The 25,980-nt window shown below is 55.4% G+C and carries 27 protein-coding genes; 8 read left to right on the forward strand and 19 right to left on the reverse strand.

Annotated elements, in window-relative coordinates:
• Nucleotide 1: 1 nt before the first annotated feature.
• Both tkt and CAP31_RS09580 read right to left on the reverse strand, forming a co-directional pair.
• Nucleotides 2-2,068 carry a transketolase gene (gene tkt, locus CAP31_RS09575; protein ID WP_304442133.1) on the reverse strand — a complete coding sequence of 689 codons (2,067 nt, stop codon included), beginning with the start codon at nucleotides 2,066-2,068 and terminating at the stop codon, nucleotides 2-4.
• Between the two features lie 53 nt (nucleotides 2,069-2,121).
• On the reverse strand, nucleotides 2,122-3,141 hold the full coding sequence (locus tag CAP31_RS09580; RefSeq protein ID WP_087447323.1) for a class I fructose-bisphosphate aldolase: 1,020 nt from the start codon (nucleotides 3,139-3,141) through the stop codon (nucleotides 2,122-2,124).
• 225 nt (nucleotides 3,142-3,366) lie between these two features.
• Here CAP31_RS09580 and CAP31_RS09585 point away from each other — a divergent pair, with 225 nt between their 5' ends.
• From CAP31_RS09585 to CAP31_RS09595, 3 genes are all read left to right on the forward strand, one after another.
• A complete protein-coding gene (locus CAP31_RS09585) occupies nucleotides 3,367-3,711 on the forward strand; it encodes a hypothetical protein (RefSeq protein ID WP_087447324.1) in 345 nt (114 codons plus the stop codon).
• Between the two features lie 215 nt (nucleotides 3,712-3,926).
• Nucleotides 3,927-6,047, forward strand: coding sequence for an HDOD domain-containing protein (locus CAP31_RS09590; RefSeq protein ID WP_087447325.1), 2,121 nt, complete (start codon nucleotides 3,927-3,929; stop codon nucleotides 6,045-6,047).
• 94 nt (nucleotides 6,048-6,141) lie between these two features.
• Nucleotides 6,142-8,295 (forward strand): EAL domain-containing protein, encoded by a 2,154-nt coding sequence (locus CAP31_RS09595; protein ID WP_087447326.1) that lies wholly within the window; start codon nucleotides 6,142-6,144, stop codon nucleotides 8,293-8,295.
• 92 nt (nucleotides 8,296-8,387) lie between these two features.
• Here the strand turns inward: CAP31_RS09595 and CAP31_RS09600 are convergent, their stop codons facing one another.
• Nucleotides 8,388-9,590: a GGDEF domain-containing protein gene (locus tag CAP31_RS09600; protein ID WP_087447327.1), complete on the reverse strand. Its 1,203-nt coding sequence runs from the start codon at nucleotides 9,588-9,590 to the stop codon at nucleotides 8,388-8,390.
• A gap of 220 nt (nucleotides 9,591-9,810) precedes the next feature.
• Nucleotides 9,811-10,419, reverse strand: coding sequence for an NADPH-dependent FMN reductase (locus CAP31_RS09605; protein ID WP_223247242.1), 609 nt, complete (start codon nucleotides 10,417-10,419; stop codon nucleotides 9,811-9,813).
• Nucleotides 10,420-10,636: 217 nt separating this feature from the next.
• Here CAP31_RS09605 and CAP31_RS09610 point away from each other — a divergent pair, with 217 nt between their 5' ends.
• Nucleotides 10,637-11,734 carry a lipid A deacylase LpxR family protein gene (locus CAP31_RS09610; RefSeq protein WP_223247243.1) on the forward strand — a complete coding sequence of 366 codons (1,098 nt, stop codon included), beginning with the start codon at nucleotides 10,637-10,639 and terminating at the stop codon, nucleotides 11,732-11,734.
• Between the two features lie 108 nt (nucleotides 11,735-11,842).
• Here the strand turns inward: CAP31_RS09610 and CAP31_RS09615 are convergent, their stop codons facing one another.
• From CAP31_RS09615 to atpD, 14 genes are all read right to left on the reverse strand, one after another.
• A complete protein-coding gene (locus CAP31_RS09615) occupies nucleotides 11,843-12,037 on the reverse strand; it encodes a hypothetical protein (protein WP_087447330.1) in 195 nt (64 codons plus the stop codon).
• A 34-nt stretch (nucleotides 12,038-12,071) separates the two neighbouring features.
• On the reverse strand, nucleotides 12,072-12,368 hold the full coding sequence (locus CAP31_RS09620; RefSeq protein WP_087447331.1) for a DUF1840 domain-containing protein: 297 nt from the start codon (nucleotides 12,366-12,368) through the stop codon (nucleotides 12,072-12,074).
• Between the two features lie 144 nt (nucleotides 12,369-12,512).
• A complete protein-coding gene (locus CAP31_RS09625; protein WP_087447332.1) occupies nucleotides 12,513-13,058 on the reverse strand; it encodes a sterol desaturase family protein in 546 nt (181 codons plus the stop codon).
• 253 nt (nucleotides 13,059-13,311) lie between these two features.
• A complete protein-coding gene (locus CAP31_RS09630; protein ID WP_157662727.1) occupies nucleotides 13,312-13,962 on the reverse strand; it encodes a DedA family protein in 651 nt (216 codons plus the stop codon).
• Nucleotides 13,955-14,872, reverse strand: coding sequence for an ADP-polyphosphate phosphotransferase (locus tag CAP31_RS09635; RefSeq protein WP_087447334.1), 918 nt, complete (start codon nucleotides 14,870-14,872; stop codon nucleotides 13,955-13,957). Before CAP31_RS09635 ends, CAP31_RS09630 begins: the two co-directional genes overlap by 8 nt.
• Nucleotides 14,873-14,882: 10 nt before the next feature.
• A complete protein-coding gene (locus CAP31_RS09640) occupies nucleotides 14,883-15,806 on the reverse strand; it encodes a F0F1 ATP synthase subunit gamma (protein ID WP_087447335.1) in 924 nt (307 codons plus the stop codon).
• Nucleotides 15,803-17,356 (reverse strand): alternate F1F0 ATPase, F1 subunit alpha, encoded by a 1,554-nt coding sequence (locus CAP31_RS09645; RefSeq protein ID WP_087447336.1) that lies wholly within the window; start codon nucleotides 17,354-17,356, stop codon nucleotides 15,803-15,805. The genes CAP31_RS09640 and CAP31_RS09645 overlap by 4 nt, the downstream gene beginning before the upstream one ends.
• 7 nt (nucleotides 17,357-17,363) lie before the next feature.
• Nucleotides 17,364-18,149 carry a hypothetical protein gene (locus CAP31_RS09650; protein ID WP_087447337.1) on the reverse strand — a complete coding sequence of 262 codons (786 nt, stop codon included), beginning with the start codon at nucleotides 18,147-18,149 and terminating at the stop codon, nucleotides 17,364-17,366.
• A 3-nt stretch (nucleotides 18,150-18,152) separates the two neighbouring features.
• Nucleotides 18,153-18,434, reverse strand: coding sequence for a F0F1 ATP synthase subunit C (locus CAP31_RS09655; protein WP_087447338.1), 282 nt, complete (start codon nucleotides 18,432-18,434; stop codon nucleotides 18,153-18,155).
• A gap of 18 nt (nucleotides 18,435-18,452) precedes the next feature.
• Entirely contained in the window at nucleotides 18,453-19,169 is a 717-nt protein-coding gene (locus CAP31_RS09660; RefSeq protein WP_087447339.1) for a F0F1 ATP synthase subunit A, read from the reverse strand.
• Nucleotides 19,159-19,473 carry an ATP synthase subunit I gene (locus CAP31_RS09665; protein WP_087447340.1) on the reverse strand — a complete coding sequence of 105 codons (315 nt, stop codon included), beginning with the start codon at nucleotides 19,471-19,473 and terminating at the stop codon, nucleotides 19,159-19,161. Before CAP31_RS09665 ends, CAP31_RS09660 begins: the two co-directional genes overlap by 11 nt.
• Nucleotides 19,466-19,804, reverse strand: a complete 339-nt coding sequence (locus tag CAP31_RS09670) for an AtpZ/AtpI family protein (protein ID WP_087447341.1) — start codon at nucleotides 19,802-19,804, stop codon at nucleotides 19,466-19,468. Before CAP31_RS09670 ends, CAP31_RS09665 begins: the two co-directional genes overlap by 8 nt.
• Nucleotides 19,797-20,186: a F0F1 ATP synthase subunit epsilon gene (locus tag CAP31_RS09675; protein ID WP_087447342.1), complete on the reverse strand. Its 390-nt coding sequence runs from the start codon at nucleotides 20,184-20,186 to the stop codon at nucleotides 19,797-19,799. Before CAP31_RS09675 ends, CAP31_RS09670 begins: the two co-directional genes overlap by 8 nt.
• Complete coding sequence (atpD, locus tag CAP31_RS09680) at nucleotides 20,176-21,636, reverse strand: F0F1 ATP synthase subunit beta (RefSeq protein ID WP_087447343.1); 1,461 nt, start codon at nucleotides 21,634-21,636, stop codon at nucleotides 20,176-20,178. Before atpD ends, CAP31_RS09675 begins: the two co-directional genes overlap by 11 nt.
• A 219-nt stretch (nucleotides 21,637-21,855) precedes the next feature.
• Between atpD and CAP31_RS09685 the strand changes: the two genes are divergently transcribed.
• Complete coding sequence (locus tag CAP31_RS09685; RefSeq protein WP_087447344.1) at nucleotides 21,856-22,659, forward strand: Crp/Fnr family transcriptional regulator; 804 nt, start codon at nucleotides 21,856-21,858, stop codon at nucleotides 22,657-22,659.
• A 34-nt stretch (nucleotides 22,660-22,693) separates the two neighbouring features.
• Complete coding sequence (gloA, locus tag CAP31_RS09690) at nucleotides 22,694-23,080, forward strand: lactoylglutathione lyase (protein ID WP_087447345.1); 387 nt, start codon at nucleotides 22,694-22,696, stop codon at nucleotides 23,078-23,080.
• 77 nt (nucleotides 23,081-23,157) lie between these two features.
• On the opposite strand, the gene CAP31_RS09695 is transcribed toward gloA, so the two are convergent.
• Nucleotides 23,158-23,664: a DUF1993 family protein gene (locus tag CAP31_RS09695; RefSeq protein WP_087447346.1), complete on the reverse strand. Its 507-nt coding sequence runs from the start codon at nucleotides 23,662-23,664 to the stop codon at nucleotides 23,158-23,160.
• 283 nt (nucleotides 23,665-23,947) lie between these two features.
• Between CAP31_RS09695 and CAP31_RS09700 the strand changes: the two genes are divergently transcribed.
• Together CAP31_RS09700 and CAP31_RS09705 are read left to right on the forward strand one after the other, a co-directional pair.
• Nucleotides 23,948-24,832, forward strand: a complete 885-nt coding sequence (locus CAP31_RS09700) for an NAD(P)-dependent oxidoreductase (RefSeq protein WP_223247244.1) — start codon at nucleotides 23,948-23,950, stop codon at nucleotides 24,830-24,832.
• 32 nt (nucleotides 24,833-24,864) lie between these two features.
• Complete coding sequence (locus tag CAP31_RS09705) at nucleotides 24,865-25,959, forward strand: NADH:flavin oxidoreductase/NADH oxidase (protein WP_087447348.1); 1,095 nt, start codon at nucleotides 24,865-24,867, stop codon at nucleotides 25,957-25,959.
• The last annotated feature ends 21 nt before the right edge of the window (nucleotides 25,960-25,980 follow it).

The following is a 25,980-nucleotide window of genomic DNA, read 5'->3' on the forward strand; positions in this document are numbered from 1 at the left end:
GCTAATGCTCCAGATGCCAGATCATGCTGCGGTCTATCTGCTGCGCCGCTTGAGCGACGACATGCTCAGCGGTAAAACCGAATTGCCGAAAATTCTCGGCGCCGGGGGCGCTTGCGCCAAAATAATCAATACCGATCACCGCTCCGGCATCCCCGACCCATTCGCGCCAGCCAAATGAAGCTGCGGCTTCAATGGCCAACCGCGCCTTTATGCGCGGCGGCAAAACCTCATCCTGATACGCCTGCGGCTGGGCGCGAAACAACTCCCAGCTCGGCATACTAACGATGCGGGCATCGATGCCATTCGCAACCATCTTATGATAGGCAGCCATAGCGATATGGAGTTCCGATCCGGTGGCGATAATAATAATGCCGGGCTGCACACCCTGCTCCCTGACCAGCACATAGGCCCCCCTTAGCAACCCCTCAGCCGCACCAAGCCCGGTCCGGTCAAGCACAGGCAGGCTCTGCCGGCTCAATACCAGCATGGTAGGCCCCTCCCTGCGTTCGATAGCCGCACGCCAGGCATAGATCACTTCATTCGCATCGGCCGGACGAATCACGACCAGACCCGGCATGGCACGCAGTGAAGCCAGCTGCTCGACGGGCTGATGGGTCGGTCCGTCTTCACCCAACCCTATCGAATCATGGGTCATCACATAGATAACAGGCAAACCCATCATTGCGGCCAGCCGTATCGCAGGCCGCGCATAATCGGTGAAAATGAAAAAGGTGCCCGCATAAGGACGCACTCCGCCATGCAAGGCCATGCCAGATGAAGCCGCGCACATCACGTGTTCACGGATGCCCCAGTGCATATTGCGATTGGCGTACCGGCCTTTGGAAAAATCACCGCCCCCCTCCAGCAGGGTGTCGGTGGAAGGCGCCAGATCCGCGCTGCCGCCCATCAGCCAGGGAATATTACGGGCGATACCATTCAACACCTTGCCTGATGCGGAACGCGTTGCGACCGGTCCTTCCTGTGCCGAAAAAACAGGCAGATCATTCGCCCAGCCTGCGGGCAGACTGTCGCTTAATGCTTCATCGAAACGCCTGGCCAGTTGCGGATGCGCCTTCCGATAGGCCGCCAGTCGCGCTTGCCAAGCCTGTTCCAGCTGCCTGCCCGCTGCAACGGCCTGACGCATATGTGCCAGCGCCCGCGCTGGCACAAAGAATTGAGCCTCCGGCGGCCAGCCATAGGCCTGTTTGGTCAGGCGGATTTCTTCCGCCCCCAGTGGCGCGCCATGTGCCTTTGCGGTGTCTTGCAAATGTGGCGCACCATAACCAATGTGCGAACGGATGATGATCAGCGATGGGCGCTCCAGCTCCTGCTGGGCATTGCGGATTGCCATTGTCAGTGCGTCAAGGTCGTTAGCCTGCTCACCGAGATTCTGCACATGCCAATGATAGCCGGCAAAGCGCATGGCCACATCGTCCGAATACGCCAGGCTCGTATCGCCCTCGATGGAGATGTGATTATCGTCATACATGCAGATCAGCTTGCCCAGCCCCAGATGTCCCGCCAGCGAGGCCGCCTCGTGCGACGCACCCTCCATCAGGTCGCCATCGCTGCAGATGACGTAAGTACGGTGATCGACGATATGGTGACCTTCGCGATTGAACACCGCCGCCAGATGCGCTTCCGCAATCGCCATGCCAACGGCGTTCATGATGCCCTGTCCCAATGGCCCGGTGGTGGTTTCTATCCCGTGCGCCAGCGCATACTCGAGGTGCCCCGGCGTTTTGCTGCCCCATTGACGGAATTGGCGGATATCTTCCAGCGAAATATCGTAGCCGCTCAGATGCAGTGCCGCGTACAGCAGCATGGAAGCATGGCCGGCTGACAATACAAAACGATCGCGGTTGAACCACGCAGGATGTTCCGGACTGTAGCGCATGACTCTGGTCCACAGTACATAAGCGAGCGGCGCCAGCGCCATCGGGGTGCCGGGGTGCCCCGAGTTCGCCTGCTGTACCGCATCCATTGCCAGAGTACGCATGGTGGCGATACACAGATCATCGACAGGCATGCTTGCCAGCGCCCGCTCAAACATGGTCGTATCGTTCATGATATTTCCTTCAAGCTTAAAACGGGAATTTCATGCATATTGCAGAAGCCGTACTAATCGATTTCCATTGAAGCCTGATATTTTCCTTGCCGCGCAAGGCTGTTCAGGCGAGCGCGCTTGAGCAGCGCCTGCTGTCCCGCTGCCATATTGGCCGCCTCGCCGTGCCATGCCTTGAGCGCAGGCGCCTGCAATGCACGGCCATAAGAAAAACTCAGCTGCCAGGGTTTGCGCTCCGAACGTGCGTTAATGGCATTGAGATTGGCGGTCGCGGCTTCATCGCTTTGCCCGCCGGAAAGAAAATGAATGCCCGGCACGGCGGCAGGCACCGTACGCCGGAAACAGCGCAGTGTGGCGACAGCGATTTCTTCGGGTGTAGCCTGCCAGGGGCTGTCCGTACCGGGAAGCACCATATTCGGTTTCAGCAGCATGTATTCCAGTGCCACGCGATGCTGATGCAGGGCATGGAATACCGTTGCCAGCACCTCCTCAGTCACGCTGGCGCAACGTTCGATCGTATGATTTCCATCCATCAGCACTTCCGGCTCCACGATGGGCACAATGCCGAGTTCCTGACAAATGGCGGCATAACGTGCCAGACCGTCGGCGTTCACCTCCATGGCGCGGCAGGAAGGCAGAGCGTCGCCTATCGTAAACACTGCTCGCCATTTCGCGAAACGCGCCCCCTGCTCCTTGTATCCGGCAAGCCGTTCAACCAGGCCGTCCAGCCCCAGCGTGAATTTATCGCCGGGGAAATTGCTGAGCGCCTGAGTGCCTTTGTCCACCTTGATACCAGGCACGATTCCTTGCGCTTCCAGCAATTGCGGGAAGGGCATGCCCGTTGCGCTGCACTGTTTGAGGGTTTCCTCAAACAGAATCACGCCGCTGACATAGCTGTTGAGCCCCGATGCAGTAAACAGCGATTCACGGTAACTGCGCCGTATCTCCTCGGTGGATTGCACGCCGACATTTTTCAGGCGCTTTTCCATAGTGCCGGTACTTTCATCTGCAGCAAGAATGCCCTTGGTCGGCGCAGTCAATTCCACGATTGTGCGTTCCATTACTGATACCTGCATCGAACACCTCCTGATTAATAAAATCCGGGAACGCCTTGAGGCGCGCCAGAGCGATTCTCATTTCAATATAGACCAATTTCGCCTCATTGCCGCGGTTAAAAGTCGCTTATCCCAAACATATTCGGCATGGTCGTTTTATGAGCAGGTGCTATATTTGAAACTGGGGATACGAAATGGAAGAACGCATTCCGGCATTATGCTGATTGAAATTATCGGAGATTAACGATGCAGATATCTGACCTCGTCAAGGAATGGGAACGCTCGGGAGGCGGTCAAATGAGCGCGCGCGAATACCGGATTCGCTTGCCGCTACGCGATGCCGCAAAAATAGCGGCGCTGGTGGATATGTATCCATTACGCAGCGAAACGGAGATTATTTCGGAATTGCTGAGCGCTGCGCTCGATGAGCTGGAGCGCGCCATGCCCTATGTGAAAGGCAGCAAGGTGATTGCGGTGGATGATCAGGGCGATGCCATTTTCGAAGATATCGGCCCGACTCCGCGCTTCAATGCACTATGCAAACAATACTGGGAACGGATGGAAAACACGGGTGAGCCGCATACCAAATAATCGTGTGCTGGGTATCCGCCGCAACGCACTACAGCCGAACACCGACATCGATTCAGGAATGATTCCATGGCTTGTACGGCAGTTTTTTACGGAAACGCAAATCTTGCGTTCACAACAACAAAAGTTTATTAAATGTCATACTATTTAGGGCTTTACATTACACTTATGTAGTATAAAATCAGGTAAGTGATTTAATTGCCTGTTTAAATAACCTTATGACACCAGTCGCTTCACAACTGATACGCACGCTGGAGATTACGAATCTCCCTTCATTGCCCCATGTCCTGATACAAGTACTTGACATGTGCAATCGCGATGACGCCTCGCTCCGTGCGATCGCGGATATTATCGACAAGGATGCCGCACTCAGCTCCAAAGTGATAGGTGCAAGCAGCACTGCGCAGTTCAGCAGGCAAAACAAACTCGATTCGCTCGAACAGAAGCTGACTCTGCTTGGTCTGGACATGGTCAAGACCATTGTAATCAGCTCCTCGTTTTATCAGGTTTTCAATAATCTCAGCATCGGTCCCGGATTCGATCTCAAGACTTTCTGGAAGCGGTCCCTGACCGCCGCCTTCCTCGCCAAGCAGATCGCCCAGGAAACGGCTTATCCGCATCCCGAAGAGGCTTACCTCACTGGACTCCTGCTCGATATCGGCCAACTGGTGCTGTTGAGCAACTTCCCCAAACAGTATGCAACGCTGCTGGCCGGCAAAGGCGATGAAATGCAGCTGCTGGCGCAGGAAACAGAGAAGATCGGCAATAATCATTGCGAGGTTGGCTCCTGGCTGGTCACTAACTGGAACCTGAATTCGTTCATGGCCGATGCGGTGCTCTACCATCACATGCCACCGGATCAAATTGCCGATGCGCATCAATTGATACAAATCGCGCATGTGGCTAACAGCCTCGCCATGACCGGCGCCGGAAAAACCGGGGCTTTCGTCAGCGGAGAGCTGTTGTTGGGCATCACGCCAACCAGCCTGCAGCGGATCATTGACAATACCGGCACGCTCGTCAGCAAAGTGGCGCAATCCATCGGCATAGAAATCGAGACGCCGGAAAAAGCCGAACCGGATAACATGCGTCAGCAGAAAATGCAGCTTGCCATGGAATTACGCGACATCGTTCTGATCGGCAGAAATCCGCTGGGTGCAGGCACGTCAATCTCGCTGGATGATACCTTGTCGTCGATACAACGCTCGGTGCAGATTCTTTTCGGCATGCAGAACGTCGTCTTTTTCCTGCCCGATCAGCAAGGCAGGTCGCTCCAAGGCAAATGTCTTGCGGGCCACGGCGCGATGATCAACGAAATGAGCATCCCGCTGAACAAGCAAAACAGCATCGTGACTGAAGCCTTTCTGACCAGGAAACCCGTCACCTCCTTTGCGGTCGGCGACAAGCCTGCTCCCAGCATACCGGATGAACAGATCGTTCGCCTGATGCATGCGGAAGGTTTTTACTGTCAACCGATGTTCACTCGGAACGCTGTCGTCGGCATCATGATATTCGGCCTTACCCAGACGCAACTGGCCTATGTCCGAAAACAGCAAAAACTCATGTCGATGTTCGCCCAGCAGGCAGCTCAGGCCATCGCTTTACTGAATGCCCATGAGGAACAGGAAACCCGCATCAAATCCGAGATGATGGCAGCAAACCGCAATCAGGCCTTGCAAATCGCACATGAGGCGAGCAATCCGCTGAGCATCATCCAGAATTACATCAAGCTATTGGGTATCAAGCTGCCGAAGGAAGACCCGGCGCAGGAAGACCTGAAAATCATCAAGGAAGAAATCGACAGGGTTACCCGGATTTGCCGGGCAGCTTCGGCCGCAGCCGAAGCCGAAGCAAATTCGCCGCAAGAACTGAATATCAACGATGTGATTCAGAATCTGGGCAAGATATTCCTTGAACCCATGTTTGCGCTCCATCAGGTCACCGTGCTGACACAGTTTGACCCGGCATTGCCGAATATCGTGACCCAGAAGGACAAATTGATCCAGGTCGTCATCAACCTGATGAAAAACGCAGCCGAAGCCATGCAGAATGGCGGCACACTGCAGATCGGCACACGCGTTAATGCTACGCGCAATGGCGGCGAATACGTTGAAATCTCCTTCAAGGACGACGGCCCCGGGATTCCGCCGGAAATCATGGAGAATCTGTTCAGACCGATTGCCAGCAGCAAGGGAACGAGACATGCCGGGCTTGGCCTGTCCATCGTAAAAAACCTCGTCGATGAACTGGGTGGCAAGATATTCTGCCAGAGCAATGAAATATCAGGCACGGTCTTTCAGATACTGCTCCCCCGACACCTTGCCGTGAACGAAAAATGACCATCTCATACGTCTGTCATAAGCAATCCGTACCATTAGCAAATGACAAAACACAAAATCCGATAAATATGTCATTAATAATGGATACTCAATTATGAATGCACTAGCCAAACAGCCATCGATACTGGTTGTGGACGATGAGCCTCACCTGCGCAACAGTTTATGCTCCCTGCTTGGCTACCACGGCTATCCGTCATCCGCTGCAGATGGCGGGAAATCCGCGATGGAAGCACTGAACAGCAAGTCTTTCGAGCTGATTTTGCTGGATTTGTGCATGCCCGGTATCGATGGGCACCAGGTGATGGACTGGATCATTGAAAAGCAACTTGATACCTGCATTATCGTTGTCAGCGGCGACACCTCTGTCGATTCCGCCATTAGCGCACTTCGCTACGGCGCTTGCGATTTCCTGAGAAAACCCTACGAAACCGACGAGCTCGTATTAAAGATCGAGAATGCGCTGGCCAAGCAGCGCTTGGAAAAAGAAAACAAGTTGATCAATCAGCAACTGAAAGAATCCGAACGCTGGTATCGCTACATGGTGAACAGCTCGCCGGATTTCATTTATACGCTGGACGCTGATGGTTACTGTACTTTTTGCAATGACCGTGTGAAATCGTTGCTGGGGTATGACAAGAAAGATGTCATCGGCAAACACTTCTCGACATTCATTCATGCAGAGGATATCGACGCGGCACAATATGTCATCCAGGAAAGAAGGACCGGAGATCGCGCTGCCAGCAACATAGAAATCAGGATTCCCCACGGCACCGAATCCACCCTGCTGACACTGGAATTCAATTCTTTCGGGATTTACGACGAATCCGATGATGCAATATCCCCCCGCTATATCGGCACTTATGGCGTAGCAAAAGACATCACCGAAAGAAAAAAAGCGGCTGAACTTATCATGTATCAGGCTTACCACGATCTACTTACCGGCCTGGCAAATCGCAAGCTGTTCAAAGATCGCCTGGAACTGGCTATCGCGCAGGCAAAACGCTACAAGCATGCGCTGGCATTAATGTTCCTGGATCTGGATCGATTCAAGGTGGTCAACGACACACTGGGTCATGTCATCGGCGATAACTTGCTGATCGAAGTGGCCGCCCGGCTCAAGAACTGTGTGCGCGAAGGTGACACGCTTGCCCGTCAGGGCGGCGATGAATTTACCCTGCTGCTGCCGCAGGTTGACAACCGGGAAGGCGTCACACGTACCGCAGACAAGATCATCAAGGCTTTTGGTGCACCATTCCTTATCGACGGACATGAGCTCTATGTACCCATGAGTATCGGTATTGCGCTCTATCCCGAACACGGCGACACCATCGACACCCTGATCAAGAATGCCGACATCGCCATGTACGACAGCAAGGCCAAGGGCAGAAACCGTTACCAGATCTACTCACCCAGCATGAACGTCACCTTCGATGACAGATTCTCGCTGGAAATACAGATGCACAAGGCGCTGGAGCGGGATGAGTTTCAGGTGGTCTATCAGCCGCAGATCAACATCGCCACCGGCAAGATTTCCGGCATGGAAACACTGCTGCGCTGGGCATCTCCGCTGCTGGGCAACTTGTCGCCGCTCGAGTTCATTCCATTGGCGGAAGAAACCGGCCTGATCATTCCGATTAGCGAATTTGTATTGCGGTCTGCCTTCACCCAGGCAAAATTGTGGAAGCATGCGGGGCTGTTGCCAGAGCGTATCGCTGTCAATATTTCCTCCCGCCATCTGGAACAGGACAATTTTGTGGACTTCATCGCCCAGCTGCTGCGAGAATATGAATTGGCCGGCTCAATGTTCGAAATGGAAATAACCGAAAGCATGCTATTGAATGACGGCAATCATATTGTCGAGAAACTGCACATGATTTCGGACATGGGAATAAAAATCGCCCTTGACGACTTTGGTACCGGCTATTCCTCCCTGAGCTACCTCAAGAAATTCCCCATCAACACCATCAAGATAGATCAGTCGTTCATGCCCGGATTCTCTGGCGATTCCAGCAACGAATCCATCGTTACCGCCATATGCACCATGGCGCAAGGGATGAATCTCAAACTGATTGCGGAAGGCGTTGAAAAAGCCGATCAGTACCGTTTGCTGTACGCGTTGCAATGTAACGAAGCGCAGGGCTTCCTGTTCAGCAAGCCGCTGTCCGGCCATGAGATCACCGAGCTCCTGATTAAAGACAACCCGCTAGGCCCTCAAAATCTAAGATCCCAGCATTGCTTTAATTCGTGATATCCCGAATTTTCCGGAAATGGCAGGGATCATGCTGAAAGTGCCGGAACTCGTTTCGTGATCCGGATACGAAGTAACGCCTGCAAAAACAATCAAGACGGCACTGCCACTGTGACAGCCGAGCCCATGGTCGAATGCAGCACCACCCGGTTACGCGTATCATGCTTGGCCCGATACAACGCCCGATCGGCAGCCGCAACCAGCGACGAGAACGTTTGACCGGCGCAAGTCGAGTCGGCGACACCGATGCTGACCGTACTCTTCAGGGTTATGCCGCCAAACTCGAGGTTCGCAGCGGCATAGGTCTGGCGCAAACGTTCTGCCAGCACCAGGGCTTCTTGTTCCGTTGTGGAAGGCAGCAGAATGCAGAACTCATCGCCGCCGTATCGCGCGAAGTAATCATCGGCACGAATAGTCATTTGCGCAATCGCAACCAGCCGGCTCAGCACTTCGTCTCCTGTCTGATGCCCATAACAGTCATTGATCGACTTGAAATGATCGACATCAAGCAGCATGATTGCCAGTGTATTCCCTGTACGTAAATGCCGCGCCCACTGAAGCACTGCCTCCTCTTCCAGCCGACGCCGGTTGAAGGCGCCGGTCAGCACATCGCGCGACGCCAGCTTCTGCATATCCGTGACCAGCCGGTAATCCAGCATCAAGATGAAACCAAATGTCACGCAGAGCTGCACCAGGCTGGCAATGAAAAATGACAATGGATTGATTGGTAGCTGCGAATAGATGCCAGCGTAAGCATCCGGCGGTGACAACCATATCGTCACCCCCCTGGCCAGCAGTACGGCTACCAGCACAACGAAAGACAAACCGGTAAACCAGTAGGCTGTCCGAAACGGAGACTCGATTCTGATAAGAAGTGCACGAGCGCACATAGCGTAACCAAAGGCATACACTATGGAATTCGCTATCGATCGAAGACGAACATCGGGATGCAGAACGGCAAACCAGACATTCAGGGAGAATACCGCGACGACAATCAGCGACAGGATACGCCAGTCGCCATGTTCACCCTTGAAGGCCTGTATGCCGCCGAATTGAAGACCTATCCCTACCGCAACCAGCGTCGCACCCGCAACGATGGCCCAATCGAATCCCGGCATGGGCCTGTTAAAAATATAAGCAAGTCCAAGCCCCAGACCCAAACACAAACTTGCAACAGACCATTGCCGGATACCCCGGATATTTCCGGCATGCAGCCTGGCCAGCTCGAGCAGACCGGCAAACATAAAAGCCAAAATGGCGAGCATCACCAATATCGTGCGAACATCTAAATCCATGCATCCCTCAGAAATGATTAACGGGACTCATGCCGGAATTACGATACAACCGGTGATTTAACCCATACTCAGGCCGAATTCTGGCCTCTTTTTGCCACTTAATCAAATACGACTGAACAGCCAAAGATGTGCATGAGCAGCGAACTGCAAAGCAATCAGCCCTCATGACATCATGATCTTGCTGGTTATATACAAAATATCCGGCGTGCCAGATCTTCCGTCAGACTTTACGCAACTGCCTGGCCCAGGCAGTCAGCGCGACCAGCTGTTCATGTACTTTCTGCCTGGTCTTTTCATCCACCAATTCGCCATCCCTGAATTTCTCCGGTACAGACGACACCATAATTTCCGGCTTGTTGAGCACGTAGGCGTTGAGGAATACACATATTTGCCGTAAATGATATTGCGCCCGCGCCGTTCCAATAGTGCCGCTGGTGGCTCCCATGATGGCAACTGCCTTGCCGTCGAAACTATTACTGCCGTACGGGCGCGATGCCCAGTCAAGCGCATTTTTGAGCACACCGGAAATGGAATAGTTATATTCAGGCGTTACCATGAGCACCGCATCGGCCTGCACGATCTTATCCTTAAATGCCGCAACCATTGGCGGAAGCGTTTTCTCAATATCTTCATTGTATAAAGGAAAGTCCCCGATATCGACAATTTCCACTTCAGTGCCGGCAGGAGCAAGCTTCTGTGCAGCACGCAGCAACGCCCGATTGTAAGAGTCTTTACGTAAACTTCCAGCGAATCCAAGGATTCTGGTCATGTCAGCGCTCCTTATAATAAGCAAATACAAACTTACCGGGTCAAGGATAGTCAGCAACATTCGGAACAGCTAGGCGCAGTGAACTTGTGATGAACGCCTATTCTGCCAAAGCAAGCGCGCTCAATGTCTTAAACCTAGACCATGAAAGCGGGAATGTCAAACCCGCTGGTTGGCACTCAATGCACGACCAATTCCCGCTAACCGGCAAACTATGGCACTATCTGGAATCAGCGTCAGATACAGTAAATCCTGCCCACTACAGAATTATTGGAAAGCCATGCCACCCATGCCAAAATTCCCCAATACAAAAACTTGCATGCTCGGCATTGCCGCACTGCTGGCAGCCAACCCGGTTCAGGCTGATGAAACGCAAACCGGTTTTTGCGATCCCGCCGAAAAAGGCATTACCGCACTTGCCCGGCATCCCGAAATTTACAATATCCACTTTGAAAATGACCTGTTCAATGGCACCGATGAAGGGTATACCAACGGCGTCAAGCTCTCCTGGGTTTCCGCGAATCTGAAGGATTATATTCACGATCCCTGTCTGCCGGTATGGGTACGCCGCCTGAATCGAATGTTCGAATCCTTGCACCGGGCCGGATACAAGTCGCGCAACATGGTCGTCACATTCGGGCAATCGATGTATACCCCGCTGAATAAAATCCGCACCGATGTCATTCCCGATGATCGGCCTTATGCTGGCTGGCTATATCTCGGTCTGGGTTACAACGAACGAAATGCAAGGCAGATGGATACGGTTCAGGTCAATCTCGGCATGATCGGTCCCGCGTCAATGGCCAAACAGACCCAGGACTTCATTCATGACCTGCGAGACATCCCGCGTTTCAATGGCTGGGGCAATCAGTTGCATAACGAGCCAGGTATCCAGATCATAGTCGAGCGCAAGAAAAAAGTATGGAACAGCGCCACCGGCAGCTGGCCGCAATTCGATGCCATCACCCATTATGGCGGCAGCCTGGGCAACGTGGCCACCTACCTGAATACCGGCTTCGAATTGCGCGCAGGCAACCGTTTACCCAACGACTTCGGCACTTCGCCGATACGCTCTGCCGGGGATAGCAACGCACCGCTTGAAGACCCGAACCTGCGGCGTTTTTCCTCTGGCGGAGTACATGCGTTCATATCCGCCGACGCACGGCTGGTCGCACATGACATCTTTCTCGATGGCAACACGTTTGCCGCCAGCCATAGCGTCAACAAGGAGCTGGTCGTGGGCAACATTGCGGTAGGCGCAGCATGGCAATGGCACGGTGGACAAATCACCTACGCCCATTACATCAGCAGCAAGGAATTCACCACCCAAACCACAAATCCCGGCTATGGCGCGATCACACTCAGTCTCGAATATTAAACCGGTGCGCAGGGCCAGCCTGATTTCAAATTCCGCACAAAATGAACTTCACGGGAAAGCAGCCCTGTTCATGTGCCTTATCATGTCGAATCTTCCCGGTACCACCGTTTAATCGGCCAGCTTCGTCGCAATCTCATCCAGCGCGCCATGCATCGCCGCCATGATGAGCTTATCTGCTGCCGGCTGATTAATTTCCGGAATATCCCAATCGAAAATTGCACGATATTTTTCCACCAGACTCCGCATATCCGCAGCGATTTCGCTGCGATGCGCATCCAGTTCCAGCTGTTCCATTTTTTTCATGATGCCCCTCCTTGAATTAAACAGCAATAAACATCTATTTCCACATCACGTCACTGTTCGCCTTGACGGCTGCCGTCAGCAGCTTCACCAGCGGCAGCCCGCGATTGGCCATGCTCACCACCGGCTCATCCTCATCCGCGTCGGCAACGGATGGTGCCGTCTTTTCGGCCTCAAGCGCACCGGTTAACCGGCGCAGGGCATCCGGCACATCCGCCGCCAGAATGGCGCCGGGCACAGTCGCGCTATGCCCCATCATTTTCAGCATGCTCAGCGCGACATCGCCAAACATGGTAATGTCGGCATAGGCATCGGTTGTGAATGTCACCAGCATATCGCTCTCCTTTGATAAATGATCGGCATTGTTTAGCCATAAAACCGGTCTGCCGATTCTACGCTGCATAGCGGGAATGGCATTCTCAATCACGTTGAGTATGGCGATAATTGCGAAAAAACGGGCAATCCGCCCGCGCCATTGTTAATCGACATGGGTACCGAATACCCGATCCCAGAACGAGGTAATGACACCGAAATCACATTTGCTTTGCCCATGATGATGCATGGCATGCAACCGCTTCCGTCGCTTCAGCCACCCGCCATTTGCCCGCCAGTGATGAGCTGCATGGTGCATCCAGGAATAAACGGCATAGCCGCTCACCACGCCGAGCGTGAAACCGCCACCCGACCAGATGCCCTCAACCAGCAAAGCCGGTAGAAATATGCAGACCAGAAACAGCATCAGACTGAATACAGTAGGGGTGCCGATTAACGCATAAGGCCGTAGATGATGTTGCGTATGCCAACCCTTGAACGGTTCTATCCCGTGCAACACAAAGCGATGCAATACGTATTCCAGCAGTGTCCAGGCGACCAGCCCGGTCATGCCGGCAATGACGATATTGATCCATTCGCCCTGCGGCGCGTAATGCAACAGCATAAAGGCAGCAACCGCCGGCAGCAGAAGGTAAACTGCAAAGTCGGCAAAATAAGCCGTTTTGCTGAATTCCAGATTGAAAAGATTCATGAGTCAGCGGCCTTATTCAGGCATACAGATGTCATAACAGAAAAATCGCACAAGCCATCTCCCCAACGATAATTACGCCATGTCATTAATTTAGACCGGTTGACCTTTACCGTTTGATACTCGCCAGCTTGTAGAGTTCATTACCGGATGGAAACGACGACGGGAACCGCCTGCTGTTTTCAAGAATATGCTAGGACATAACGTGCTGACGCTTCTGTGCACTAACGCACATATCGCCCGGAGAGCAGCAAGTTCAGGTGTCATCTCCCCCATTGCCCTTGCGCGAAAAAACGTAGATCACCGCCGCCGCCACAGCAATGGAGCCCACGGCCCAGATATAAGGCTCAAGCTGCTTCAACAGGAGCAGCGGCTGGGCGATACGTTTGCCCAGATAATAGGCCCCCAGGCCCCAGGCGCCGACCCACAGCGCCGCACCCAGTGCATTGAATGCCAGAAAACGCCACCACGGCATCTTCGCCAGCCCCGCCGCAATGCCGTTCAATTGACGCAGCAGCGTGACAAAGCGGGCAAATGTGACCAGCCAGCCGCCATAACGGGCGAAAAAATGTTCGACGCGCGTCAGGTGCGCCACATTCAACCCCACATAGCGTCCGTTGCGCAACACCACGGCTCGCCCGCCAAAACGCCCGATCAGATAACCGATATTGTCACCGAGCACCGCTCCCAGCCAGGCGAAAAACAATAGCGGCACGATATGCAGCTTGCCGCTCGCAGCCAGGAATGCCTCTGCGATCAACAGCGACTCTCCGGGCGCCGGCACCGCGAAATCCTCGATCAGTATCCCGAGAAATACTGCAGCATAACCATAGTGCTCAAAATAAGCGCCGGCCAGGGACAGATAATGATGCAGCGACTCGGAATACACCATATGCGATTTAATCAATAATCATCGGGGAGTCCGCTACCGGAGCCGCCGTCCCGGAGCGTTTCTCCAGCAATTTCCTGATCTCCTGCAGCTCGGCCGTGCGTTTTGCATCCGGATGCGGGAACTCCGGATTAAGCTCGCGGAACGTATCCAGGATGATTTCCGAAATGATCAGGCGTGCGTTTATCTTGTCATCGGCCGGCACCACATACCAGGGCGCGTCCTTGGTGCTGGTCACACTGAGGCAGGCCTCGTAAGCCTTCATGTAATCGTCCCAGTATTTGCGCTCTTCTATGTCGGCAAGACTGAATTTCCAGTTTTTCTCCGGCTCGTCAATACGCGCGAGGAAGCGCTTGCGCTGCTCTTCCTTGGACAGATGCAGGAAAAACTTGACTACCCGGGTGCCGTTGCGATGCAGATGTTTTTCCAATTCATTGATCGAGTGATAACGTTGCATCCAGATGGTCTTTTCATTGAGCAGCGCGTCCGGCAGACCCTGATTATGCAGGATCTCAGGATGCACGCGTACGATCAGCACGTCTTCGTAATATGAGCGGTTGAAGATACCGATGCGCCCGCGCTCGGGCAAACACCGGGTCGCACGCCACAGGAAGTCATGATCAAGCTCGCTGACGCTGGGATGCTTGAAACTGTAAACTTGGCAACCCTGCGGATTCACGCCCGACATCACATGCCGGATCGCGCCGTCCTTGCCGGCGGCATCCATCGCCTGAAAAATCAGCAATACCGAATAACTGTCGGCCGCATAATGCCGCTGCTGCAGCGCGCTCAATTCGGCAACCTGCGCCGCGAGTCGCTGTTGATATTGAGACTTGGACTTGTACACCGGCTTTACCAGCGTCGGCCATTTCCTGAGATTGACTTTTTTCCCTGCGGGTACACGGTAATCCGCCACATTGATCTTCATGCGCTTCCTTTCAGTTATTCTGGTTATTGCCTGACTGTACCGCTTTCCGCCCCGGTACGGTCAATGCTTCGAAACCGGAAATGACGTCGAACAGTTCGGCGTCTATCCCGCTCTGGCGCAATCGATGATAAGTCAGTTTAAGCTCGACCAGCAGTTCGTCGATGTTCTTTTCCGCCCGTTGCATCGCCGCCAGACGGCTGGCATTCTCGCTGGACAGCGATTCGGTGCAGGCACGAAACAGCGATACGAACAGATATTCGCGTATCAGCGCCCACAAGGTAGCCGTTTCGCCGCCCACTGCCTCCGGCAGATTGCGCGTCGGCCAGCGCTGCGCCAGCAAATCACGTTGCCAGGTTTCGTCCAGCGGCAGCAGACGCTGACTGACCGGTTCATACAATGCCCCCGGCTCAGGCCGGTTATGGAAGATATATACCTGATCCAGCAACCCCTGTTCGCGCTGCGTTTCGATCTCGATCAATAGGCGCGCTATCAGCGGCGTGATCGCATTGATCGAATTAGGCACGCCGAACAGCGCTTCGGGCACCAGCCCTATGTGCGCCAGCCGCAATTGCACGCGCTCGCCGACCGCCCAGATGATCGTGTCGCCCGGCAGATCGTTGAGCACCGCTGCGGTAAAATCAGCCAGCTCATCGTTGAACTGCCCTACCAGCCCCTGATCCGAGCCGAACACGATGACGCCTGTTGCCGCTGGCCGCTGCCACCCGCCAGCAGCGCCATCAAGCAACGGCGCACCTTGGCGCAAACACGCCGCCAGACCCAACCGTACGGTCCGATAATATTCATCCAGCGACTGCACCGCGCGTTCGTACTGGCTGACACTGGCCGCCGCCAGCGCCTTCATCGTGCGTACCACAGACTCCAGTTCGCCGGCATTACTGATCTTGCGTTGCAGATTCACCGAGATATCGCTCATGACGCACTCCCGGCATCCGCCTGCGCGACAAAAGGCGTCAGGGCCCTGCGCGCGATTTGCAAAATGATTTCCCTGTCCTCGTCCTCCAGATGGGTCGCCGTCGCAAAGCGCTGATAAACCGCTGACGGGATCGCCGCAGCCGCCTCACGCAAAGCGTATTCGGCTTCAGCCATGCGCGCCAGCGGCACGTCGTCAAACAGACGCGCACTCAGGGCCAGCAATACCGTAATCTGCACGGCTACCGGCACCGGAGAGAATTCCGGCTGTTTGAGACAGGCGCGGATGCGTCGCCCATGTTCGATGCTGCTGCGCGTATTTTCATCCAGCCGTGCCCCGAAACGGGCGAAGCTTTCCAGCTCCTCGAATTGCGCATAATCCAGCTTGAGATTCGACGCCACGGCCCGATATGCCGCCAGCTGCGCCTTGCCGCCGACACGCGATACCGACTTGCCGACATCGATCGCGGGCAGCACGCCCAATTCGAATAGCGACGGCGACAGATAAAGCTGACCATCGGTAATCGAAATCAGATTGGTGGGTATGTATGCAGAAATATTCTGCGATTCGGTTTCGATGATCGGCAACGCGGTCAGCGACCCACCGCCGAACTCCTGGCGCAGATGCGTCGCCCGTTCCAGCAGCCGCGAGTGGATGTAGAAGATATCGCCGGGAAATGCCTCGCGGCCGGGCGGCCGGCGCAACAGCAACGACAGCTCGCGGTAAGCGCGGGCATGATTGGTCAGGTCGTCATAGACGATCAGCACATCACGCCCCTGTTGCATGAAGTATTCCGCAATGCTGGTGGCGGCATACGGGGCGATATAAGCGAGGCCTGGCGGATCGTTGCCCTCGGTCACCATCACCATGGTATAAGCCAGCGCCTCTTTCTCGCGCAAGGTGGCGATCACCTTGGCTACGCCGGATGCACGCTGGCCGATGGCGCAATAGATGCACAGCACATTCTGGTTATGCTGGTTGAGAATGGTATCCAGTGCGATCGTGGTCTTGCCGGTCTGGCGGTCACCCAGGATCAGCTCGCGCTGGCCGCGGCCTATCGGTATCAGGGCATCGATCACCTTGAGCCCCGTCTGTAGCGGGCGGCTGACCGGGGCCCGGTCCATGATGGAAGGCGCAGGTCGCTCGACCGGCATGCGTTCGCTGAAATGCACCGCCCCGCCTCCGTCCAGCGGTTGGCCCAGCGGGTTGATGACGCGCCCCAGCAAGCCGTTACCGACGCCGACATCCAGTACCCGACCGGTACGCTCGACCTCATCGCCCGCATGCAAATGCCAGTATTCGCCCAGCAGCACCACGCCGATCTCGTCTTCATCCACATTGAACGCGATACCGAATACGCCGCCGGGAAACTTCAGCAACTCCTCGAAACCGACGCCGGGCAAGCCGGCAACCTTGGCGATCCCGGTAGCAATGCTGGTAATGATGCCGATTTCCCGCGACATCAGATACGGAGCCTGAGCTGCCCGCACCTGGTCAAACCCGGCGAAAGCCTGATCGAAAACCGCCCGCAGATTGTTAGCCGTTTCGCTCATGTAAACTTCACTCCGGCACGATATCGGGTTCAGGTTTGAGTTGCTTGCTCAATAATTCACCGACCCCTTTCTCCAGGGCGCCCAGATAATCCGCAATACTCCACGCCAGCTTCTGCCCGTCCGCAACCAGCTCGATACCGCTGACGGTATCGGCGACCTCGAATTGCAAGGGCTGCGCCAGGCCGAATACGGCTTTTACCGCATCGGCTATGACTGCATGCTGTTCGGCTGTCAGTGCATACGTGCTGCGCACCAGCATCTGGCTGGACGGCGCCTTGAATACGGAAACCAGACGCGTGCGCTCGGCGCCTTCCAGATCATGCAGGCGCTGCACGAACAACTCGACCATACGCGCTTCCAGACTCACGCCTGCCAGATCCGTCAGCACCTTGCGGGCAATGGCAAATACTTCTTCCTGCGTCCTGCGTGTGATCTCCGCATTCAGATTGCGATGTTCGTTACGCAAAGCCTCCTGCCACCGGCTACGCAAGTCCGTCGATTCCTGCCGCGCGGCATCGATGAAACGCTGCCGCTCAGCCTTGGCTTCGTCCATCGTCTGATTGACCATGTCGGCATGCGCTTGATCGAACGCGGTGTTCTTCCGGTTGAATTCGTCCCGGGCATGCTGCGCAGCCAGCTTGGTTGCATGGGCATTCGCGAGTTCGTCGGCAATGCGTTTTTCGCGGGCGGCGATGGCATCGAGGATCGGCCGGTAGAGGAACCGCTTTAACAGCCACACCAGCACCAGAAAATTGATGACTTGGGCAATGACGGTAAACCAGTCGATGATCATGGTTTATTTTCCCGCAGCTTCTGCGATGACATGACTCCAGAACGGGTTGGCGAATATCAGTATCATCGACACCACAAAACAGTAGATCGCAATGGATTCGATCATCGCCAGTCCGACAAACAGGGTACGGGTAATCATGCCTGCCGCATCGGGCTGCTGCGCCAGCGAAGTCAGCGCGGTCGACACAGCGCGTCCCTCCCCCAGCGCCGGCCCGATACTGCCCAGGCCGATAGTCAGCCCGGCAGTGACGATTGAAGCTACCGCAATTATTGTCATGCTATCCATTTCGGCTCCTTGTTGAAATTATGCTTCAGGTTGCAGAGGCGCAGTTTCGTGTTGAGGTCTGTGTGTGCCCGTTGCGGCGGCGATGTAAACCGTGGCCAGTATGCTGAAAATATAAGCCTGCACCATACCGGTCAACAAGCCCAGCACGCTCATCGCGATCGGGAACAGGAAAGGCGTGATGGTGAGCAGGATGCCGACGATCATCGCGCCGCTCATCATGTTGCCGAACAGGCGCACCGCCAGCGCCAGCGTGCGCGACAGCTCGCTGATGATATTGAACGGCAGCATGATGAAGGTCGGCTGCAGGTAATCCTTCAGATAGCCGCCCAGACCCAGCTCCTGGATACCGAACAGCGGCACCGCCACCAGCACGCAGATCGCCAGTGCAGCGGTAGTCGACAACGAACCGGTGGGCGGCTCGTAACCGGGGATGATGGTAAAAATGCTGGCGATCGCCACGAACAGAAACAGGGTGCCGAGAAAGCCCATGTATTTTTCCGGCTGACGCAAACCGACATCCATGATCTGCTGTTTGATCGCGGCGACCACGATTTCCAGCAGACTTTGCCAGCGCGTGACCTGCACGCCCTGCGGCGCGAGTGTGCCGATTTTGCGCGTCACCAGCCTGGCGCCGACCACCAGTACCAGCATCAGCGCCCAGGTGGTGACGATGGTGAGATTGAGTTTCGCCCAGCCGTATTGCCAGAACACCACGTCATCAGGGCTAAGATGCATGGCCGGCCTCCGCGGCCATCGCCGCTGTCTTGATATCGAACGGACGTGTGAGCCGGGTCACGATCAACCGTGCGATGACAAATCCGGCCAGACAAGCCAGCAAACGCCAGCTATCATGCGCCGCTACGGCATAAAATCCGGCCAGAGTAATGCCGGTTCGCAACAACAGGCTACCCAGAAACCAGACAGCAGGATGGCGCGCAGTCAACCCCTTGCGCACAGTCCACCACAGACCGCCGAAAAACATCGCCCCCAACAGCAATCCCGTCACCCACGCCAGCACCAGTCCTCCGATGTCATTCATCGCCACGTTCCTGTTCCTCCCGTACGCTCTGATTTTCCTTACCTATCCAACGCCACGCATTCCAGCATCCCAGACTCAGCCCTGTCATTATAAGCATCAGCGTCCATGAATGTGATATCGGATAATGCGCGTCCAGCCAATGGCCCAGCGCGGCGCCCAGCAACGTCGGTACCACCACCGACCAGCCTATCAGCCCCATTACGCTCAAACCTGACCATACCACCTCTGCGGCATTGCGCTGCGCGTTAAGCTTGCGCGTCGCCTTGGCGCCTACCTGACGGCTGAGCCGGGTTTCGCTTTGTGCAGGCTTGATTTTCGGCTGTTCACTCACCGCGGAATGCCTTGAAACGACGGATGAAACCGCTCTCCAGTTTCGCCAGCACCAGCCGCGCCTCACGCTCCTGCTCATCGAGATTGAGGAATTCCTGCTCCACTGCCGCGCGCAGTTTGCGCAGATCCGTACCTGCAATCGCATTGCGCACCGACACCAGCACGTCAGCGCCGGCTTTCACTAGCACGCCTTCATCGACGGCGACATACACCTCGCCTTCCGCTGCGGTTTCGAATACCAGTATCCCCGGTACCAGCGCAGCCACACAATCGAGCCGATGCGGCAGGATGCCGAATGAACCGACTGCGGTTTCAGCCACGATACGCGACACGTCGGTTTTCTCGACAAAAATCCGGTATGGCAGCAACACCTTAAGATTCATGGGGTTCGACCTCCACTGCGCTTGCAACCGGCACCGGCGCAAGTGTCGATGCCGATTGCGGCAATCTGGTCTGCGCTTCGTCTATACACCCTATCATGTACAGCGCGCTCTCGGGATAATCCTTGAATTCGTCGCGCAAGATACGTTCGCAGCCGTCCAGCGCATCTTCCAGGCTGACCAGTTTGCCTGCCATGCCGCTGAACTGTTCGGTAGTGAAAAACGGCTGGGTAAGGAAGTGTTCCAGGCGCCGCGCACGACCCACGATACTGCGGTCTTCCGGCGACAGCTGCTCAAGCCCGAGCATGGCGATGATGTCTTTCAGCTCGGCATACTGCGCGAGCGTACGACGAATCTCCTGCGCCAGCAGATAATGGCGCATGCCGATGATGCCCGGCGTCGCCATTTTGGAGCTGGACTGCAATGGATCGATCGCCGGATACAGGCCTTCGCTGGCACGCTTGCGCGACAGCACGATGGATGCCGACAGATGGGAAAAGGCATGTACCGCAGCCGGATCGGTAAAATCATCGGCCGGTACATACACCGCCTGAATCGACGTGATGGCGCCGTTATCGGTATTCGCAATACGCTCTTCCAGCTCGGCCAGTTCGGTGCTCATGGTCGGCTGATAACCCAGCCGCGACGGCATCTGTCCCATCAGTCCCGACACTTCGGAGCCGGCCTGGATAAAACGGAAGATATTATCGATCAGCAGCAGCACATCGCGATGCTCGTCGTCGCGGAAATACTCGGCCATGGTCAACGCGGCATGACCGACGCGAAACCGGCTGCCGGGCGGCTCGTTCATCTGGCCGAACAGCATCACCATGCCGGGCAGCACGCCCGCCTGCTGCATGTCACGGTAAAGTTCTTCGCCCTCGCGGCAGCGCTCGCCGATGCCGCAAAAGATGCTGACGCCGTCGTGATGCCCCACCATGTTATGGATCATCTCGGTGAGCAATACAGTCTTGCCTACTCCCGCACCGCCGAACAGGCCGGCCTTGCCGCCACGCTCCAGCGGCACCAGCACGTCGATGGCCTTGATGCCGGTTTCAAAAATTTCGGATTGGGTAGAACGGCGCAGCAAGGCGGGTGGTGCACAGTGCACGGAGCGCCATTCCACTGCTGACGGTGGGGGCTGGTGATCGATCGGCGTGCCGAAAACGTCGAACATGCGGCCGAGAATATCGCTGCCCACAGGTGCCTGCAAGGGGCCGCCAGTATCGGTCACCCGCATGCCGCGAGCCAGACCCTGGGTCGGTGTCAGCGCAATGCCGCGCACACGATGTGCGTCGAGCTGCGCCAGCACTTCAATGGCGATCTCGCCATTCAGGCCGGTACGCAGCAAGGTATAAATCGGCGGCAAAGAAGCCTCGAACCGTACATCCACCACGCTGCCCCGAATCGAGACGACAGCGCCAAGGTTAGGGGACCCGGTTTTATTATTCATGTTCGCTCCCGTTTGTCCGAGGGTGTTAAACCATCATAGAACGTTTTGACTGGCCCTGCCAGCCATTTCCTGCCACAGGCTTTCAAGTTGAACTTCGTGCACATTCATGCTGTCAGTCTTTAACGTATGGTAAGAAAGGTAATAATGTACTACAGTTGCTTAGCTACCCTCATTCAGCCAGCGTAATCGTATCAACTAATAAACAGGGTGAGAAAATATATGATTAAGCAGCCTACGACTCATCAAAATCAGTTACTGGCCGTACTTCCGGCTCCCGTCCTCAAGCGACTGCTCCCTCATCTGGAACTTGTTTCATTAGCGCGCGATGAAGTGCTATATGAAGCAGGACGCCCATTGCAACACGTATTTTTCCCCACTACCGCTATCGCTTCGATACTCTATATTTCCGAAAACGGCTCATCCGACGAATTGGCGATGGTTGGAAATGAGGGTCTGATCGGCATATGCGTACTGATGGGAACCAATTGCACCAACGATGATGCCATCGTGCAAAATGCCGGATATGCCTACCGACTGAAAGCCTCTATCCTGAAACAGGAACTGGACCGGGCTGGCGGACGCCGCTCCGGTGCGCTGCAGAACCTGCTGTTGCGCTACAGTCAGGCACTGCTTGCACACATGGGGCAAACTGCCGTGTGCAATCGGCATCATTCTGTGGAAAAACAGCTCTGCCGACGGCTGCTGTTAACCCTCGACCGTATTGACGGCAATGAACTGGACATGACCCAGGAATCGATCGCCAACATGCTCGGCGTAAGGCGCGAGGGAATCACCGAAGCGGCCGGAAAATTACAACGTGCCGGACTGATCAATTACCATCGGGGACACATAACCATCCTTGATCGGGAAAAGCTGGAAGCGAACGCGTGCGAGTGTTATCGGACAGTCAAAAAAGAGTATGACCGCCTGCTGGCGGATGAGCCCGCCAATCTCTCTTCCATGCCACCTCTCGCAGCCAATCTGGTATATATATCAGACTCGAAACGGAAAGCCATGCGCTGACTTCCGGCTTTTAAAACTCACAGGAATCCGCACCATGCGTCTACTTCATACCATGCTTCGCACCGGCGACCTCGACCGTGCCGTTGATTTTTACACCCATGTCCTCGGCATGAAACTGCTGCGCAGGACCGATTATCCCGAGGGGAAATTCACGCTGGCTTTCGTCGGCTACGGCGATGAGAGCGACCATACGGTCATCGAGCTGACCTACAACTGGGGCACGGACAATTATGATCTGGGCGACGGCTTCGGCCACATCGCCATCGAGGTGGATGACGTCTATGCTACCTGCGAGCAGATCAAGCGACTCGGCGGAAAAGTGGTGCGTGAGGCCGGGCCAATGAAACACGGCACGACCATAATAGCCTTCGTCGCCGACCCGGACGGCTACAAAATCGAGCTGATCGGCAAGAAACATTGATTTTCGGGGAAGCCGCAATCTCCCGGTTTATATGCCGGGAATAACGGTATTTCCGACGGGTAATCCAATGCAAGCAGCTAGTTTTTACCCAGATAATCCGCCTTGCCCAGCTCCACCCCGTTGTGGCGCAATATATCGTAAGCCGTAGCGATATGAAAAAACAGATTGGGTAGCGCGCGATTCAACAGAAAACTCTGGCCGGTGTAGAGGATCGAACTATCGCCCTGCTTGATCGTAACCTGCCTTTCCTCCGCACCATCGATCTGTTCCGGTTTGAAGGTGTTCAGATATTCGATGGTTTTTTGCAGGCGTTCGATGAGCTCGGGAAACGTCTTTTCAGTGTTCTCGGATGTCGGCGCTTCGATTCCCGCCAATCGGGCGGCTCCGTTTTTGGCATGGTCGGCGGCCACCTGCACCTGCTTGCCGAATGCGAACATGTCAGGATAAAGACGGAAACCGATCAACACAGCGGGGTCTATCTTCCTGGCTTCGGCGTGAGCAGCGGCTTTCTCCAGAATGGCGCGAAGATTATTCAAATTGCGGATAAATATGGGTATTGAAGCCTGGTACATTGAAATAGCCATACAAATACTCCTTATCGATTTGATTGAATAACTACATTGGACTCATGAAGATTGTTTCCAGACGGAAAGGGTTGATGGGTAAAACGCGGCGTTCGCTCATTGATAACGTAACATGCCCGACGATATGTTATAAATTAATACAAACAGCACGGCAAAGCAACGAGCGTTTTACCTCTGGCGCAAGCACAAGGCTTATGTTTGCGCATGAGCGGTTTCTGCATCGAATGCCTGCCAGCGGACTTCATTATCAGCAATGTAATTTACGACCGACTTTTGGAGAGGAATGATGAAAACAGGATTCATCGGGCTGGGACAGATGGGCGCAGGCATGGCCTCACGTCTGCATCAGGCAGGATATGACCTCACCGTATTCAATCGCTCTGCCGAGCGCATGCAACCCTTGGTAGCCATGGGCGTGAAAGGCGCAAAAAGCATCGCTGAAGCCTGCGATGCCGATGTGGTTTTCACCATGCTGGCAAATGACGTGGCGCTCGAAGAAGTGGTGCTGAGTCCGTCAGGCATGCTGGCGCATCTCAAGCCCGGCGCCATCCATGTCTCCTGCAGCACGGTCAGCGTCGCCCTGTCTGCCCGGCTCGCCCAGACGCACGCCGAGAAGCAGCAAGGCTATATCGCAGCGCCTGTTTTCGGCAGGCCGGATGCAGCCGCCGCCGGCAAACTGTTCATGGTCGCCGCAGGCAAGCACGAGCTCATCGCAAAGATCCAGCCGTTGCTGGATGTGTTCGGCCAGCGCACTTTCATCATGTCGGATGCACCGGAAAAAGCCAACCTGGTAAAACTGAGCGGCAATTTCCTGATCGCCACCGTGATCGAGTCGCTGGGCGAAGCCATGGCGCTGGTGGAAAAAGGCGGCGTGGACAGGCATCAATACCTGGAACTGCTGACTTCCAGCCTGTTCAATATCCCGCTGTACAAGAATTACGGCGGCATGATTGCCGATCGTCAATTTGAGCCCGCCGGTTTTGCCGCGCCTCTCGGGCAGAAGGACATGCGGCTTGTGCTGGCGGCAGCCGAGGAGTTGCAAGTGCCGCTGCCTTTCGCCAGCATCCTGCGCGATCGTTTTCTCGAGCTGATGGCGCATGGCGGCGATAAGCTCGACTGGTCGGCTGTAGGCAGCCTGGCCGCGAAGGATGCAGCTCTTCTTCCCTGAATGATGTAACCACTTATCGACTGGAGCCATTTATGAGCAAACTGTTTTCTCCTATCGCTATCGGCAAGCTGACATTAAGCAACCGCATCGTCATTTCACCCATGTGCCAGTACTCCGCCGAGCACGGTCAGGCAACCGACTGGCATCTCATTCACCTCGGCCATATGGCTTTATCGGGTGCCGGCCTGTTATTCATCGAAGCGACCGCAGTCGCAGCCGAAGGCCGCATCTCTGCCGGCGATCTCGGTTTATGGTCCGATCAGACCGAGGCCGCACTCGCGCGAATCATCACGGCGATACGGCGATACTCTCCGATACCCATTGCGATCCAGCTGGCGCATGCCGGACGTAAGGCCTCGACCCAGGTGCCATGGGAAGGCGGCAAATCCATCACTCCGGAACAAGGTGGCTGGCAAACGGTTGCACCGTCTGCGTTGCCTTATGGCGCAGACGACACGCCGCCGCTTGTACTGGATGCCGCCGGGCTGCAGCGCATCAAAAACGACTTTGTGGCGGCTGCACAACGCGCTCACCGGCTGGGCATCGATGTCATCGAACTGCATGCAGCGCACGGCTACCTGTTGCACGAGTTTCTGTCGCCGCTGGCAAACGACAGGCATGACGAATATGGCGGCTCGCTGGAAAACCGGATGCGTTTTCCGCTCGAAGTTTTCGAAGCCGTACGCAATGCGCTACCGGATGACAAACCGGTAGGTGTCCGCATTTCAGCAACGGACTGGGTACCACAGGGATGGGAAATCGAACAGAGCGTGGTTTTTGCAAAGGAACTGCAGCAGCGCGGCTGTGCATTCATCGACGTTTCCTCGGGCGGGCTGTCGCCCCTGCAGCAGATTCCGCTTAACCCCGGCTATCAGGTGCCTTTTGCTGAAAGAATCCGGCGGGAAACCGGATTACTCACCATCGCCGTAGGGCTGATCACGGAACCGGAACAGGCAGAAACGATTATCGCCTTGAGGCAGGCGGACATGGTAGCCCTGGCTCGCGGCATGCTATATGACCCGCGCTGGCCATGGCACGCGGCTGCCTATCTGGAAGATCAGGTAGATGCGCCCAAACAGTACTGGCGATCCCAGCCGCGAGAACTCAAAACGCTATTCAAGCAATAAATGCGATTCAGGCGCTGGCGC

Origin of the sequence: Sulfuriferula sp. AH1 (assembly GCF_002162035.1) — a bacterium.
GTDB lineage: Bacteria > Pseudomonadota > Gammaproteobacteria > Burkholderiales > Sulfuriferulaceae > Sulfuriferula.

Bases quoted from the DNA above. Each gene is read 5' to 3' on its own strand.
- tkt (WP_304442133.1), bottom strand. From the start codon at position 2,068: ATGAACGATACGACCATGTTTGAGCGGGCGCTGGCAAGCATGCCTGTC.
- CAP31_RS09580 (WP_087447323.1), bottom strand. From the start codon at position 3,141: ATGCAGGTATCAGTAATGGAACGCACAATCGTGGAATTGACTGCGCCG.
- CAP31_RS09585 (WP_087447324.1), top strand. From the start codon at position 3,367: ATGCAGATATCTGACCTCGTCAAGGAATGGGAACGCTCGGGAGGCGGT.
- CAP31_RS09590 (WP_087447325.1), top strand. From the start codon at position 3,927: ATGACACCAGTCGCTTCACAACTGATACGCACGCTGGAGATTACGAAT.
- CAP31_RS09595 (WP_087447326.1), top strand. From the start codon at position 6,142: ATGAATGCACTAGCCAAACAGCCATCGATACTGGTTGTGGACGATGAG.
- CAP31_RS09600 (WP_087447327.1), bottom strand. From the start codon at position 9,590: ATGGATTTAGATGTTCGCACGATATTGGTGATGCTCGCCATTTTGGCT.
- CAP31_RS09605 (WP_223247242.1), bottom strand. From the start codon at position 10,419: ATGTTGCTGACTATCCTTGACCCGGTAAGTTTGTATTTGCTTATTATA.
- CAP31_RS09610 (WP_223247243.1), top strand. From the start codon at position 10,637: ATGCCACCCATGCCAAAATTCCCCAATACAAAAACTTGCATGCTCGGC.
- CAP31_RS09615 (WP_087447330.1), bottom strand. From the start codon at position 12,037: ATGAAAAAAATGGAACAGCTGGAACTGGATGCGCATCGCAGCGAAATC.
- CAP31_RS09620 (WP_087447331.1), bottom strand. From the start codon at position 12,368: ATGCTGGTGACATTCACAACCGATGCCTATGCCGACATTACCATGTTT.
- CAP31_RS09625 (WP_087447332.1), bottom strand. From the start codon at position 13,058: ATGAATCTTTTCAATCTGGAATTCAGCAAAACGGCTTATTTTGCCGAC.
- CAP31_RS09635 (WP_087447334.1), bottom strand. From the start codon at position 14,872: ATGAAGATCAATGTGGCGGATTACCGTGTACCCGCAGGGAAAAAAGTC.
- CAP31_RS09640 (WP_087447335.1), bottom strand. From the start codon at position 15,806: ATGAGCGATATCTCGGTGAATCTGCAACGCAAGATCAGTAATGCCGGC.
- CAP31_RS09645 (WP_087447336.1), bottom strand. From the start codon at position 17,356: ATGAGCGAAACGGCTAACAATCTGCGGGCGGTTTTCGATCAGGCTTTC.
- CAP31_RS09650 (WP_087447337.1), bottom strand. From the start codon at position 18,149: ATGATCATCGACTGGTTTACCGTCATTGCCCAAGTCATCAATTTTCTG.
- CAP31_RS09655 (WP_087447338.1), bottom strand. From the start codon at position 18,434: ATGGATAGCATGACAATAATTGCGGTAGCTTCAATCGTCACTGCCGGG.
- CAP31_RS09660 (WP_087447339.1), bottom strand. From the start codon at position 19,169: ATGCATCTTAGCCCTGATGACGTGGTGTTCTGGCAATACGGCTGGGCG.
- CAP31_RS09665 (WP_087447340.1), bottom strand. From the start codon at position 19,473: ATGAATGACATCGGAGGACTGGTGCTGGCGTGGGTGACGGGATTGCTG.
- CAP31_RS09675 (WP_087447342.1), bottom strand. From the start codon at position 20,186: ATGAATCTTAAGGTGTTGCTGCCATACCGGATTTTTGTCGAGAAAACC.
- atpD (WP_087447343.1), bottom strand. From the start codon at position 21,636: ATGAATAATAAAACCGGGTCCCCTAACCTTGGCGCTGTCGTCTCGATT.
- CAP31_RS09685 (WP_087447344.1), top strand. From the start codon at position 21,856: ATGATTAAGCAGCCTACGACTCATCAAAATCAGTTACTGGCCGTACTT.
- gloA (WP_087447345.1), top strand. From the start codon at position 22,694: ATGCGTCTACTTCATACCATGCTTCGCACCGGCGACCTCGACCGTGCC.
- CAP31_RS09695 (WP_087447346.1), bottom strand. From the start codon at position 23,664: ATGGCTATTTCAATGTACCAGGCTTCAATACCCATATTTATCCGCAAT.
- CAP31_RS09700 (WP_223247244.1), top strand. From the start codon at position 23,948: ATGATGAAAACAGGATTCATCGGGCTGGGACAGATGGGCGCAGGCATG.
- CAP31_RS09705 (WP_087447348.1), top strand. From the start codon at position 24,865: ATGAGCAAACTGTTTTCTCCTATCGCTATCGGCAAGCTGACATTAAGC.